We start from the raw sequence: 13,873 nt of genomic DNA on the forward strand, positions 1-13,873 counted from the left end.
GGGGGTTTTGCTCGTTCGGCGGCGGTTGGTGACGGTGCGGCTCCGCACGCGACGGGGGTAAGAGGGGTGCGGTCCATGGGTGGGGATCCATGGACCGCACCCCGGTCCGTTCCGGGCCCGCCCGGAGTCATGGGCCGATCTCTTTGCGCATTAAACGAAAAGGGGAATGGCGGAGCGGCGGCACCCCCGCACAGGGTGCCGCCGCTCAGGGGGAATTCCGTGGCCGCCGCCGGGACCGCCGAGGGTCACCCGGTCCGGCACCGGCCTCCGGAATCGGTCGCTCCGGGGTCAGCGGCTGTCGCTGCCCTTCGCCTCGGCCGCCGCCCGGCCCGCTTCGAGGCGCGCCACCGGAATGCGGAACGGGGAGCAGGAGACGTAGTCCAGGCCCACCTCGTGGAAGAAGTGCACCGATTCGGGGTCGCCGCCGTGCTCGCCGCAGATGCCGAGCTTCAGATCGGGGCGGGTGGCCCGGCCGGCCGCGACCGCGCTGCGCACCAGCGAGCCGACGCCGTCCTTGTCGATCGTCTCGAACGGCGACACCCCGAAGATGCCCTTCTCCAGGTACGCGGTGAAGAACGAGGCCTCCACGTCGTCACGGGAGAAGCCCCACACGGTCTGGGTCAGGTCGTTGGTGCCGAAGGAGAAGAACTCCGCCGCCTCGGCGATCTGACCGGCGGTCAGCGCGGCGCGCGGCAGCTCGATCATGGTGCCGATCTTCAGCTTGAGGTTCGTGCCGGTGGCGGCCTGGACCTCGGCGATGACCCGGTCGGCCTCCTCGCGGACGATCTCCAGTTCCTGGACCGTGCCGACGAGCGGGATCATGATCTCGGCGCGCGGGTCGCCCTTGGCGTTCTTGCGCTCGGCGGCGGCCTCGGCGATCGCCCGGACCTGCATGGCGAAGAGTCCGGGGATGACCAGGCCGAGCCGGACCCCGCGCAGACCCAGCATCGGGTTCTGCTCGTGCAGCTTGTGCACGGCCTGGAGGAGCCGCAGATCGTTCTCGTTGGCGTCCTTGCGGGACTCGGCGAGCGCCACCCGGACCGACAGCTCGGTGATGTCGGGCAGGAACTCGTGGAGCGGCGGGTCCAGCAGCCGTACGGTGACGGGCAGTCCGTCCATCGCCTCGAACAGCTCGATGAAGTCGGCCTTCTGGAGCGGCAGCAGCTCCTCCAGGGCCGTCTCGCGCTCCTGGTCGGTGTCGGCCAGGATCAGCTTCTCGACCATCTCGCGGCGCTCGCCGAGGAACATGTGCTCGGTGCGGCACAGGCCGATGCCCTGGGCGCCGAACCGCCGGGCCCGCAGGGCGTCCTCGGCGTTGTCCGCGTTGGCCCGCACCCGCAGTCGGCGGACCCGGTCCGCGTACGCCATGATCCGGTGCACGGCGGCGACCAGTTCGTCGGCGTCGTCGGCGCCCGCGTGCATCCGGCCCTCGAAGTACTCGACGACCGGGGACGGCACGACGGGGACCTCCCCGAGGTACACCTTGCCGGTGGAGCCGTCGATGGAGACGAGGTCGCCCTCCTCGATCACCGTGCCGCCGACCGTCATCCGGCGGCGCTTGGTGTCGACCTCCAGCTCCTCGGCACCGCAGACACAGGTCTTGCCCATGCCGCGCGCCACGACCGCGGCGTGCGAGGTCTTGCCGCCGCGCGAGGTCAGGATGCCCTCGGCGGCGATCATGCCTTCGAGGTCGTCGGGGTTGGTCTCGCGGCGGATCAGGATGACCTTCTCGCCGGAGCGGGACCACTTGATCGCGGTGTACGAGTCGAAGACGGCCTTGCCCACGGCGGCGCCCGGGGAGGCGGCGATGCCCCGTCCGAGCAGCTCGGTCTTCGCGTCGTCGTCGAAGCGCGGGAACATCAGCTGCGCGAGCTGCGCGCCGTTGACCCGCTGAAGGGCCTCGGCCTCGTCGATGAGCCCCTGGTCCACGAGCTGGGTGGCGATCCGGAAGGCCGCGCCGGCGGTGCGCTTGCCGACCCGGGTCTGGAGCATCCACAGCCGGCCGCGCTCGATGGTGAACTCGATGTCGCAGAGGTCCTTGTAGTGGGTCTCCAGCGTCTCCATGATGCCCATGAGCTCGTCGTACGACTTCTTGTCGATGGACTCCAGCTCGGCGAGCGGCATGGTGTTGCGGATCCCGGCGACGACGTCCTCGCCCTGCGCGTTCTGCAGGTAGTCGCCGTACACGCCCTGGTGGCCGCTGGCCGGGTCCCGGGTGAAGGCGACTCCGGTGCCGGAGTCGGGGCCGAGGTTGCCGAAGACCATGGAGCAGATGTTGACGGCGGTGCCGAGGTCGCCGGGGATGCGCTCCTGGCGGCGGTAGAGCTTGGCCCGGTCGGTGTTCCACGATTCGAAGACGGCCTTTATGGCCAGGTCCATCTGCTCGCGCGGGTCCTGCGGGAAGTCGCGTCCGGCGTCCCGGGCGACGATCTTCTTGAACTGCTTGACCAGCTTCTTCAGATCGGCCGCGTCCAGGTCCACGTCGACGGTGACGCCCTTGGCCGCCTTGGCCTCCTCCAGCGCCTCCTCGAAGAGGTCGCCCTCGACCCCGAGGACGGTCTTGCCGAACATCTGGATGAGCCGGCGGTAGGAGTCCCAGGCGAACCGCTCGTCGCCGGACTGCGCGACGAGACCGGTCACGGAGGCGTCGGAGAGCCCGATGTTGAGGACCGTGTCCATCATGCCGGGCATGGAGAACTTGGCGCCGGAGCGTACGGAGACCAGCAGCGGGTCGTCCGCCTGGCCGAGCTTCTTGCCCATCCGGCTCTCCAGGGCGTCGAGGTGCGCACTCACCTCGTCGCGCAGGGCGGCCGGCTCCTCACCGCTGTCGAGGTAGACCTTGCACGCCTCGGTCGTGATGGTGAACCCGGGAGGGACGGGAAGACCGAGGTTGGTCATCTCGGCGAGGTTGGCCCCCTTCCCGCCGAGGAGGTCCTTCAGATCTTTATTGCCCTCGGTGAAGTCGTAGACGAACTTCTGCACATCACTGTTTTCCGACACGGTCTCGACTCCTCGAAGACGCGGTGGCTGCCCTGACGGCGAGGAACATACCCAGATCGAAGGTGCCTGGGTACGTCCACTTGCGCGTCGTACGGCCGCAACCACCCGTCCGCCAGCAGATCGAAAGTGGAGTGAGTCGGAGTTCTGGCGCAGCGATGTGTTCACTTCTTGAACGCATAACTGCACAGCGCGAGGGGATTCGCCGACTTTCACCACAGCGCGTGAGGGAAGCGTCGATCGATCAAAGTTCGAGCCACTGGCACGCAGTGCCGTCATTTGAGAAGTGCATCCCCCGAAAGAGCGCTCATGTGAGCGATCAAGCCATCAGGCGTGGCGAGGATCACGCCGGAGGGGCCGCTCAGATGTCACCATCCGGACACCTGGAAGGCAGCGGATGGTGCTGATGCGGTCACGCATGGCCATCTCCTGGCCCTTGATGCGCCGCGAAAGCGGAAGCGGAGGGTGATTCACGCGCGATTGACTCCCCCTTGCGCGCTCATGTGAGCGGCGGGTCGGGCGGGGCACCCGGTGCCGCCAGAGCCTCCGTCGCCGTGCGCACGATCGCATCGTCCTCGCCCAGCTCCCGGGACGCGATGTCCCGCACCGCCGTCCACTCGGCGCGGGCCCGGTCCGCCGACCCGAGAGCGGCCAGCGCGTCGCCCAGCCGCTGGCGGGAGCGGAGGGTGTCGGGGTGCGCCTCGCCGCGGCGGGTGCGGCGTCCCTCGACGACGGAGGCGAGGAGCTCGACGGCCTCCTGGGGGCGGCCGGCGGCGGTGAGGGTGACGCCGTAGCGGTGTCCGACGGAGAGCGTGGGCAGGGCGTCCGGGCCCATCGCGCGCGCGTGTGCGCTCCACACGAGATCCATGAGTGCGGCCGCTTCCCCGTGCCGTCCGAGGTCCGTGAGGACCGTCGCCATCCGGTGCCGGGTCTTCGCCAGGGACAGGCTCCACTCGGGCAGGGTGCGCTCCTCGACGACCAGCAGCTCCTGGAAGAGGGCGAGCGCCTCCTCGTCACGGTCCAGGGACGTCAGCACATGGGCCAGGTGGTAGCGGGTCAGCCCGGTGAAGGTGTCCTCCGGGCCCCTCTCCTCGCTCATGTCCGTCACGAGGGCGCGCAGCAGGTCCGCCGCCTCCTCGGAGCGTCCTGCCGCGTGCAGCACGGTCCCCAGGTCGTGGCGGAAGCTGAGCAGGGTCCGCCGCTCCCGTGGGCCGAGGCTCTCCGTCTGACCGATCAGCCGGTGCATCCGCTCCACCGCGTCGTCGTACTCGGCCAGGTCCGCGCGGACGAGCGCCTGCAGCTCGCGCACGAGCAGGGTCTCCCGGTGGTACTCGCCCAGCGCCTGCACGACGTGCGGCTCCAGCGCGTCGGCCTCGTCACGCGCCTCCGGAAAGCGCTCCAGACCGCGCAGCGTCGCGATCAGGTCCCGCCGCGCCTGGAACGTGGTCCTCCGGTCGGGTCCGTAGTAATGCTCGCTGGCCACGACGGTGGCCCGGCGGAACGGCTCCGCCTCCTCGTACCGTCCGAGGTCGTCGAGGAGGTCGGCCAGGCTGTCCGTGATCCTGATCGGGCCCGCGCCCTCGACGTCCTCGTCGGACGCCTCCAGTTCCGCGAGACCGGCGCGCAGTTCGGCCTCCGCCTCGGCGTACCGGCCCTGCTCGGAGAGCGTGGCCGAGTACCAGGAGCGGGTGTGGAGTCTCGTGCTGAGCGTGACCGCGTCCTCGGCCCTCGTCTGCCGCGCGAGCACCCTGGACAGCAGTTCCTCCGCCTCCTGCGGCCGGTCCAGCCGGTAGAGGGCGTACGCCTGGTACTTCAGGGCCTGGGTGTACTCCCACCGGTACTCCTCGCCGTCCAGCCGCTGGTACGTCGCCAGCAGGGCGTCGCCCTCCTCGACCGCCTCGGCGTAGCAGTCGTCGTCGTAGAGCATCTCCAGGAGGAAACGGCGGGCGTTGAGGGTGTAGTCGTGGTCCGGCCCGTGGATGTCCGCGGCAATGGTGATGATCGCCCGCAGTTCCTCCGTCGCCTCGGCGGTCTCCCCCAGGCCGCTCAGCGCGATCGCGAGGTGGCCCCACATGGTCCGGGTGACGAGGTCGGTCCGCGTCCGCAGGTCCGCCAGGAGTCCGCGGATCAGCCGCGTCAGCTCGTCCCGGTAGTCGCTCAGCCCGCAGTCGACGAGCCGCCGGCCCAGGCCGGCGACGTGGGTCACCGGGTTCCATCCGAACCCCGCCTGCCAGCTCTCGGCGAGGTCGACGATGGCGTCGGCCTCCAGTACCACGGCCCCGGGAGCCGAGGGATCGTCGAGCACCCTCTGCGCGAACGCCACCAGCGCCGGCGCCACCTCCTCCATCACGTACAGCTCGGCCGGGCCCACCGGTCCGTCGGGCTCCGGCTCGCCGTCGGGGGCCGGGTCGGGGGTGTCCGGGGGCGGGTCGGTGCGTCGCGCGTCGGTGAGGCCGAGGCGGCGCAGGAGTTCCGGGGAGGCCGCGGCGAAGGGGCCGGCGTGGTCGGGGAGGCGCGTCGTGGCGTCGGGGCCGTCGCCGGAGAGGCGGGCGCGGAACTCGGGTCCCGGGCCGCTGCGTTCCAGGAGGTACGCGGCGACGCGGTCGGCGGTGTCCAGGGCCACGGAGGTGCGAACGGTGTCGAGGAGCAGGTCGGCGACGCCGGGGAGGAAGGCGTACTCGGCGCCGTCGCCGGTCGCGCTCCGGTCCGAGCGGCGCAGCAGACCGCCGAGGAAGACCTCCGCGAGCTGGGCGCGGTGGAAGGTGCCCCCGGCGGCGCGGTGGGCCTCGTGGACCACGCGCATGACGGGCAGGGTGAGCGGGGTGACCGAGGCCAGGGCGCCGGCCAGCCGCCGGCCCTCCGGGGAGGCGGCCTCCCGGAAGCGGCGGAACCGCTCCTCGGGGGTCGGCGGGGGCGCCGGGGCGGGCACCGGGGGCTCGGGGCGGGGGTCCGGGTCGGTGTCGGGGATCATCAGCACCGGGAGGGCGGCGCGGCTGTCGCCCTCGGTGAGGAGCGAGACCCAGGGGGCGAGCTGCCCCTCGGTCGCCTCCAGGACCGGGACCGCGGTGCCGCCGTAGGACATCAGCTCGGGCGGGAGCACCGGGTGGCGGACGCGCAGGGCGCGGCCGGGGGCGGCGGGGTGGCGGGAGCGGACCAGGAGGCGTTCGGCGGGGTGGCCGCCGGGGGTGGGCCACATCCGTTCGGGCAGCGGCTGGAGGATCGCGACGGGGCCCTTGCGCGCCCAGCCCCGCAGCAGGGCGGGGGCGGCGCCGGAGCGCCAGGCGGGTCCCACCGTGTCGGAGACCACCAGGACCACGGTGGGGCGCACCGGGTCGGTCCGCAGGACGGCCGGCGGGTGCGGGCCGGGGGCGAAGGGGTGGGCGTGCAGGAGCGGGCCGGGGCCGCCGGAGCTGTCGAGGCCGTGGACGCGGAGGTCGTGGAAGGTGCCCTGGCTCTCCAGCAGGGCGCGGACCTCGGCGGCGTACCGCTGCCAGAGCACCATGGAGGGGCCGTCGTCGACCACGAGGACGGCGCTCAGCCAGCGTTCGGGCCGGGGCCGCAGGACGGGTTCGGGCAGGGCGGACTCGGCCATCCGCTCGACGGTCGCCGCCTCGTCGAGCACCAGGTCGGTGCGGGAGGCGACCGTGCGGCGCAGCGGGCGCATCGCCCGGTTCAGGGCGCGCTGGGATTCCAGGGACCGCACCCCGGTCACGCCGACCGGGCGCGAGGTGCGGCCCGCCGCGGGGCCGGCGGCGGCGGGGGCGTACAGGCCCTGGGGTTCGGCGCGTTCCGGTTCGGGTTCGGGCAGCGCCGGCAGGTCGTGGCCGGGCCGGCGCGCGTCGTGGTCGCGGGCCGCCTCCTCCGGTTCGAGGGGGCGGACCGGGCGGGTGTCCGGCTCCGGGCCGGGCGGCGGCTCGTGCCCCGGCCCGCCCCGTCGCCGCACCTCGGCGATCCACAGGACGTCGAGCAGCTCCTCGGTGGACAGGTCCACTCCGGCGCGGCCGAGCAGGGAGGTGAGCCGGTCGAACATCAGGCGTCCAGTTCCCCGAGTGAGCGGAACACCGTGTCGCGCAGCTTGTCGAAGTCCATCGCCGCGCCCGAGACGCGCAGATGGACGGCGTTGAGCAGCTGGTCGGTCGCCAGGTCGTGCGCCTGGTTGTCGCGCAGCCGCAGGAACTCCTCGATCAGCCGCTCGGCCTGTGCGGCGGCGTCCGTGCCGAGGTGCATGCCGACGATGGAGCGCAGTTGTTCGGCGTCCGGCTGCTTGAGGTCCAGGCGGACGCAGCGGCGCAGGAAGGCGGGCGGGAAGTCGCGTTCGCCGTTGCTGGTGATGACCACGACGGGGAAGGTGCGGCAGGTGACCCGGCCGCCGGTGACGGTGACCCGGCCGTCGTCCGGGCCGGTGACCCGGACCTGCGCGGACTCGCCCTTCAGCCGGGCCAGTTCGGGGATCTCGTAGGTCCCCTCCTCGAACACGGTGAGCAGGTCGTTGGGCAGGTCGACATCGCCCTTGTCCAGCTCGTCGATGAGCAGCACCCGTGGTGCGGTGCGCGGCAGGAGGGCGGTGCCGAGCGGGCCGAGCCTGAGGTAGTCGCCGATATCGGGCTCGGCGGTGTCCTCCCCGTCGCCGGTGCCGCCGCGCAGCGAGGCGTCCCTGAGCCGGCCGACCGCGTCGTAGCGGTACAGCCCCTCGGCCAGGGTGGAGCGGCTGTTGACCGGCCAGTGCAGGACCTCGCCCAGGCAGAGTTCGCGCGCGACGGCACGGGCGAGCGTGGACTTGCCGGTGCCGGGGCGGCCGGTGACGAGCAGCGGGCGGTGGAGGTGGAGGGCGGTGTTCACGATGTCGCGGTCGGTCTCGGAGATCACGTACCGGCGCCGGGGCCGCTCGGGCGCCGTCTCCTCGCCCTCCGCCGGGGCCTCGCCGCCGCCGAAGGTCCGCCACGGCGGTGGCGCGGGCCACGCGGTGACGGGATGCGGCTCGACGTCGCCTCCGTGGAAGAGCCGCCAGTCGGTGCTCATCGGTTCCCTCGTCTCGTGCTTCTCATGGTGCGGACAGATCGAGGCGCGGGGGCAGTTGCCGTTCCGGGTCGTCCCAGAGGAGGGCCAGCCCGCCGCGCGGGTGCGTGTCGTCGCCGTCGCAGTCCGCTCGCAGCCTACGCAACCGGGCGGGCAGTTCCGGCAGCGGACAGTCCGTCAGGAGGTTCTTCAACTCCTCGGCGGCCCGCTCCGGTTCGCCGTGGCCGCACCAGACCATCACGGGGACGCCGCCGAAGACGCAGGCGGTGAACACGTCCGTGCGCGGGGCGGCGGACTCGGCGGCGGACTCGGCCGCGGTCACGACGACGCCCGGCGCGTCCTCGCGGGCGCTCACACAGCCGTGCGCGGCGGTCATCGTGGGCAGATCGCCGGGGAGCCAGTGCAGGTCCCCGGTCCGGGCGTGCGCCACCCCGCCCCAGCGGCCGCGCCAGAGGTGCTCCCGCTGGGCGGAGCGGTGCTCGGTGCAGCGGACGGCGACCGGGAACTCGGCGCCCAGCGAGCGGGGGAAGGGCCCGTCGGAGCCGATCTTCCAGCGGTGGACGTCGAGTTCGAGATCGCGGGCGTCCAGGAAGAACTCCACCGGTGTGGTGTGCGCCCGGCCGTGCCGGGCCAGGAGCGTGTCCAGCGCGCGCTGGATCGCGGCCGGTTCCACGGCCGTGTCCCGGACCTCGACGGACTCCGCGCCCGAGGCGCCGTGCGTCCACACCTGGTACGTGCGGTGCCCGGCGGGTCCGGACGGCGCGGAGAGCCGGATCTGCACCCGTTCGTCCGCGGCCGCTGCCCCGGCGGCCGCGGCCTGTTCGGCGAGCGTGGCGCGCCGGTCGGCCAGGACCGCCGGCAGGGCGGCGTCCAGCCGGCCCGCGCAGGCGTCCGACCACCGGCGCAGCGCCTCGGCGTACGGGCCGTCCCCGGCCGCGGCGGCGGCGCGTTCGACCGTGCCCAGCAGCCGGGGCAGCCGGGGCGGATGGGGGACCAGGGACTCCAGGGCGTCGACGACCGCCCTCGGCCCGGTCGCCGTGAGGTCGGTGCCCACCGCCTCCCTGCGGGCCGCGTCCGCGAACTCCCGCGCCACCTCGTCGGGCTGGGCGTCGATCAGGGCCAGCAGGGCGTCGTACTCGCCGCACAGCAGCCAGCGGTCCGGGGCCAGCCGGTGTCCGTCGGCCTTCATGGCCACCAGGTCGGCCGGGTCCAGGCCGCCCGGCGAGGACTCCAGCAGGTGGATCAGGGTGGCGGTGCCGTGCGGCCGGGTCAGCGCCCAGTCGACCAGGGCCACGGCGTCGATCGCCGCGGGCTCGCAGGGCAGCGGTGTGCCCAGGTGCGTGCCGAGCTTCTGGGCCACCCGGGCCAGGGCGGGGCCGTCGTCGGCCAGCGCGGCACGGACCAGCAGGGCCAGTCCGTCGCGCGCCGGATTCCGCTCGGTGGACGGTGTCGCCGCGGCGGACAGGCTTCGGGGCGCGCAGTCGTCGTCGCTCGTCCAGTTGCGGCACAGCGCCGTCGGCACCTGCCCGGCACCATGGCGTGCCGCCAACTCCTCGAAATGGTGCCGGATCTCGCGCCACACCCGGTCGAGATCGGGGGCGGCGGCCGGGTCCCGCCGTGACCCCGCCTCCAGCTCGTCCATCAGTTTCGAGGTGAAGAGCCCCGCCCCGTGCACGGACTTGGCGGCCTCCCCGGGCCGCGACGCCCGCATCACGAACAGCGGGCGGTCGACGTTGGCCTCCGTCCGGTTGGTGAGGGTGTCGGCGTCGGAGGCGTGGGCCTGCTCGCCCGGCCTCAGGGTCGTGCGGCAGGCGTCCAGGACGACGACGGCGCGCTGTGCCGCGCGGGCCGGCAGCCGGTCCGTGCGCAGCAGGGAGATCAGGTTCTCGGCGTCGGCCCCCTGCGGGTCGCCGTCGCGGGACTCCGGGTAGAGCAGGCTCCAGCGGTTGTGCGCGGCCTGGACCCCGTGGCCCGCCCAGTACACCCAGAGCCAGTCGACGTCGAGGTCGCGCAGGTCGTCCTGGAAGACGCGGCGGACGTGCTTCCGGTCGGCCGTGCTGCGCCGGACCCCGGTGAACTCGGCGAGCAGCCCCTCGTTGCGCTCCAGGGGCGAGGCCAGCAGGTGCATGTGGTCCTCGGGGACGCCCCGTCCCCGCAGCCACCGGATCATGCGGGCGGCGTCGTTCGCCGGACCGTCCAGGTCCCAGCCCTCCCCCCGGGTCGCGTACCGCTCGACCGCGACGACGACCGCGTGGGTGCGCCGCCAGTCGTGCCCGGCGGGCCTCACGGCAGCTCGGCCGCTATGCGCTCGTAGAGGCCCTGATGCGCGAAATAGCCGGTGTGGGAGCGGGGGAAGGGCTGACGCAGATTGACCCGCACATCGGTGACGCGGCCGGGGAACACCCGCTCCCCGACGAATCCGAGCAGGTCCCTGCGGTCGTACACGTTGATCCAGCGCGGGAACGTGGCGGGCAGCTCGTCGCCGCGCCGCAGCCCGGTCAGCGCGTCGATCTCGTAGAGGAACGGCGCCTGCGAGCCGACCGTGATCAGCAGGTCGACGCCGTGGTCGGGCTCCATGGCCAGCAGGTCGAAGGAGGCGATGCCGCCGAGGCTGTGGGCGAGCAGGACGACCGGGCCGCCCTCGCGCTCCCTGGCCAGCGCGACGGTGTCGGCGATCCGGGTGCGCAGTCCGGTGCCCCGGCCCTGGTAGCGCAGGATGTCTCCGCTACCGGGGAGGATCTTGCCGGTCATCGGGCGGCGGCCCAGCTGGACGACGGGCGAGGAGGCCCACAGGAGCGGGTCGCCGAGCAGTCGGCCGCCGACCCAGGACGCGGCGCCCTTGAGGCCGCGGTCGGTGCCGCCGAGGCGGTCGGTGAGCACCCGGACCAGGGCGTCGCGGTCCGCCCCGTCCACCGGCAGCGGTTCCTCGGCGTCCTCGGTGTGCTCGGTCAGCCGGGTCGCGAGGGCGACGACCGCGCGGGCGGCCATCGCCTCGGTGTCGCGGCCCGGGGCGGTGCCGGAGAGCCGCAGCGACAGTTCCTCGGCGACGCGCAGGGCGGCGTCGTACAGCCGGGGGCCCAGCTCCTCGGCGAGCGCGGCGGCGTCGCCGTCGTCCGTCGTGTCCGCCGCGTCCGTCACCGGGCCCGCCCCGGCGAGGGCGCGCACCCGGTCGGAGAGGGCGTCCCACGGGTCGGTGCGGCCGGGCGCGAAGCCGCCGCCCTCGTCCTCCCGGGCGCTGTCCGCGAGCAGTTCGATCTCCGCGAACGGGTCCTGTTCGAGCAGCGCCCACACGGCGAGCGGATCGTCCGCGCCGGCTCCGGGCAGGGCCCGGTCCTGCTCCCGTTCCGGGAAGCTGGCACCGCCCAGCGCGAGATGGGCTCCATAGGTGTCGCCCCAGTAGCAGGGCGCGAGGCTCACCTCGGGCCGTACCCGTGCGAGCCCGCGGGCGACCCGTTGGTAGGACTTCCGGTAGGAGTCCTCCCGTACGCCCGTTCCGTGCACAAAGACAACGCTCGTCACGCGATCCCCCACTGTGGCCGAGTGACGCATTCTAACGAACGGACGGGCCGTCAATCCCGGGGTCGGCGAGAGTGGTTGGAGCGGGCGGGTCAGCCGCCGGAGGTGTCCAGTTCGGCGTCGGCGCCCACGCCCGCGCAGTCGTACGGGTCCTTCAGCCAGCCGTCCGGCAGTGCCACGCGGTTGTTGCCCGAGGTGCGGCCGCGGGGGCCGTCGGCGCCTTCGGGCCAGGGCTGGTCCAGGTCCAGTTCCTGGAGCTGGGAGCCCAGCTCCTCCAGGGAGGAGGTGATCGCCAGCTTCTTGCGCATCTCGGAGCCGACGGCGAAACCCTTCAGGTACCAGGCGACGTGCTTGCGGAAGTCGATCACGCCGCGCGCCTCGTCGCCGATCCACTCCCCCAGGAGCGTCGCGTGGCGCAGCATCACGTCGGCGACCGTGCGCAGGGACGGTGCCTGCCGGGCCGCCGTGCCCTCGAAGGCGGCGACCAGGTCGCCGAAGAGCCAGGGGCGGCCCAGGCAGCCCCGGCCCACGACCACGCCGTCGCAGCCGGTCTCGCGCATCATCCGCAGCGCGTCGTCCGCGCACCAGATGTCGCCGTTGCCGAGGACGGGGATCTCGGGGACGTGCTCCTTGAGGCGGGCGATGGCGTCCCAGTCGGCGGTGCCGCCGTAGTGCTGGGCGGTGGTCCTGCCGTGCAGGGCGACGGCGGTGACGCCCTCCTCGACGGCGATCCGGCCGGCGTCCAGGAAGGTGAGGTGGTCGTCGTCGATGCCCTTGCGCATCTTGATGGTGACGGGGAGGTCCCCGGCCTCGGAGACGGCCTCGCGGAGGATCGCGCGCAGCAGCGGCCGCTTGTACGGGAGGGCCGAGCCGCCGCCCTTGCGGGTGACCTTGGGGACGGGGCAGCCGAAGTTCAGGTCGATGTGGTCGGCGAGGTCCTCGTCGACGATCATGCGGACGGCCTTGCCGACCGTGACCGGGTCCACTCCGTAGAGCTGGATCGAGCGCGGGGTCTCGCTCGCGTCGAAGTGGATGAGCTGCATGGTCTTCTCGTTGCGCTCGACCAGCGCCCGGGTGGTGATCATCTCGCTGACGAACAGCCCCTTGCCGCCCGAGAACTCCCGGCACAGGGTGCGGAAGGGCGCGTTGGTGATCCCGGCCATGGGGGCCAGCACCACCGGCGGCTGCACGGTGTGCGGGCCGACGCGGAGCAGCGGGGAGGAGGGGGCGAGCGTGGTCATGCCCTCCATTGTCGCGTACCCGCGGAACTGCTCCGGTGGCGGAGGCCCGCCGGGGCACGGCGGTGACCCGCTGTTGTCGGACCCTCGCCGTAGCGTGGAGGGGCCGGCGAGGGACGCCGGCCCACGAAGGAGATCCGGACCATGACCTCTCGGACACGCTTAGACCCGACAGCCCTCTCGCGCCGCGCCGGCGGCGCGGCTCCCACCCGGCGCGGGCTGCTCGCGCTCGGCGGGGCCTCCGCGGCCGGCGCGCTGCTCCTCGCCGGGCCCGCGCACGCCGCCGTCCGCGGCCCCGCGTCCGCGACGGCCCGGCTGCGGGAGCTGGAGCGGATCCACGGGGCCCGCGTCGGCGCGTACGCGTACAACCTGGCCACCGGGGTGTCCGTGCGCCACCGGGCCGACGAGCGGTTCCCGGTGCTGTCCACGTTCAAGACGCTCGCGGCGGCGGCGGTGCTGCGGGACCTGGACCGGGACGGCGAGGTGTTGGGCCGGCTCGTGCGGTACACGGAGGCGGACTGCGTCGCGGATTCCCCTGTCACCGGCACCCCGGAGCACCTGGCGAGCGGGATGACGATCGCCGAGCTGTGCGACGCGGCGATCTGCGACAGCGACAACACGGCCGCCAATCTGCTGCTGCGCGAACTCGGCGGGCCGCGCGCGGTCACCCGCTTCGCCCGTTCGATCGGGGATCCGGTGACCCGGCTCGACCGCTGGGAGCCCGTACTCAATTCGGCGGAGCCCGGACGGCGAACGGACACCACCACCCCGGCCGCCCTCGCCCGCTCCTACGCCCGGCTGGTCCTCGGGGACGTCCTGGAGCCGCGCGACCGGGAGCGGCTGACCGGCTGGCTGCTGAACTGCCGGACCAGCGGCACGCGGTTCCGGGCCGGGCTGCCCCCGGAGTGGACGGTCGCGGACAAGACGGGTGGCGGTGCGTACGGCAGTTGCAACGACGCGGGAATCGCCTGGACGCCCGAGGGGGTTCCGGTGGTGCTGACGGTGCTGACGACCAAGCCCGATGCGGACGCGGCGGGGGACCATCCCCTGGTGGCGGCCGTCTCCGGCGTCCTGGCGGCGGAAGTCGTTAGTTAGGCGTACTATCC

At 73.4% G+C, this 13,873-nt stretch carries 7 protein-coding genes; 1 reads left to right on the top strand and 6 read right to left on the bottom strand.

Annotated features, from left to right (window positions below; genetic code table 11):
• Positions 1–288: 288 nt before the first annotated feature.
• From ppdK to dusB, 6 genes are all read right to left on the bottom strand, one after another.
• Positions 289–3,000 (bottom strand): pyruvate, phosphate dikinase, encoded by a 2,712-nt coding sequence (gene ppdK, locus ACZ4FH_RS20860; protein ID WP_467306451.1) that lies wholly within the window; start codon positions 2,998–3,000, stop codon positions 289–291.
• Between the two features lie 496 nt (positions 3,001–3,496).
• Complete coding sequence (locus ACZ4FH_RS20865; RefSeq protein ID WP_467306453.1) at positions 3,497–7,027, bottom strand: SAV_2336 N-terminal domain-related protein; 3,531 nt, start codon at positions 7,025–7,027, stop codon at positions 3,497–3,499.
• On the bottom strand, positions 7,027–8,016 hold the full coding sequence (locus ACZ4FH_RS20870; RefSeq protein ID WP_467306455.1) for an AAA family ATPase: 990 nt from the start codon (positions 8,014–8,016) through the stop codon (positions 7,027–7,029). The genes ACZ4FH_RS20865 and ACZ4FH_RS20870 overlap by 1 nt, the downstream gene beginning before the upstream one ends.
• A 22-nt stretch (positions 8,017–8,038) precedes the next feature.
• Positions 8,039–10,300: a VMAP-C domain-containing protein gene (locus tag ACZ4FH_RS20875; protein ID WP_467306456.1), complete on the bottom strand. Its 2,262-nt coding sequence runs from the start codon at positions 10,298–10,300 to the stop codon at positions 8,039–8,041.
• Positions 10,297–11,532 carry a hypothetical protein gene (locus tag ACZ4FH_RS20880; RefSeq protein ID WP_467306457.1) on the bottom strand — a complete coding sequence of 412 codons (1,236 nt, stop codon included), beginning with the start codon at positions 11,530–11,532 and terminating at the stop codon, positions 10,297–10,299. The genes ACZ4FH_RS20875 and ACZ4FH_RS20880 overlap by 4 nt, the downstream gene beginning before the upstream one ends.
• Before the next feature lie 89 nt (positions 11,533–11,621).
• Positions 11,622–12,770 carry a tRNA dihydrouridine synthase DusB gene (gene dusB / locus ACZ4FH_RS20885; RefSeq protein WP_467306458.1) on the bottom strand — a complete coding sequence of 383 codons (1,149 nt, stop codon included), beginning with the start codon at positions 12,768–12,770 and terminating at the stop codon, positions 11,622–11,624.
• Positions 12,771–12,911: 141 nt separating this feature from the next.
• On the opposite strand from dusB, the gene bla reads away from it, so the two are divergent.
• On the top strand, positions 12,912–13,862 hold the full coding sequence (gene bla, locus ACZ4FH_RS20890) for a class A beta-lactamase (protein WP_467306460.1): 951 nt from the start codon (positions 12,912–12,914) through the stop codon (positions 13,860–13,862).
• The last annotated feature ends 11 nt before the right edge of the window (positions 13,863–13,873 follow it).

This window comes from Streptomyces sp. NPDC024555, from assembly GCF_055559335.1.

What these genes read in the sequence shown, in the direction of transcription:
- ACZ4FH_RS20865 (WP_467306453.1), bottom strand. Translation starts at nt 7,027, where the DNA reads ATGTTCGACCGGCTCACCTCCCTGCTCGGCCGCGCCGGAGTGGACCTG.
- ACZ4FH_RS20870 (WP_467306455.1), bottom strand. Translation starts at nt 8,016, where the DNA reads ATGAGCACCGACTGGCGGCTCTTCCACGGAGGCGACGTCGAGCCGCAT.
- dusB (WP_467306458.1), bottom strand. Translation starts at nt 12,770, where the DNA reads ATGACCACGCTCGCCCCCTCCTCCCCGCTGCTCCGCGTCGGCCCGCAC.
- bla (WP_467306460.1), top strand. Translation starts at nt 12,912, where the DNA reads ATGACCTCTCGGACACGCTTAGACCCGACAGCCCTCTCGCGCCGCGCC.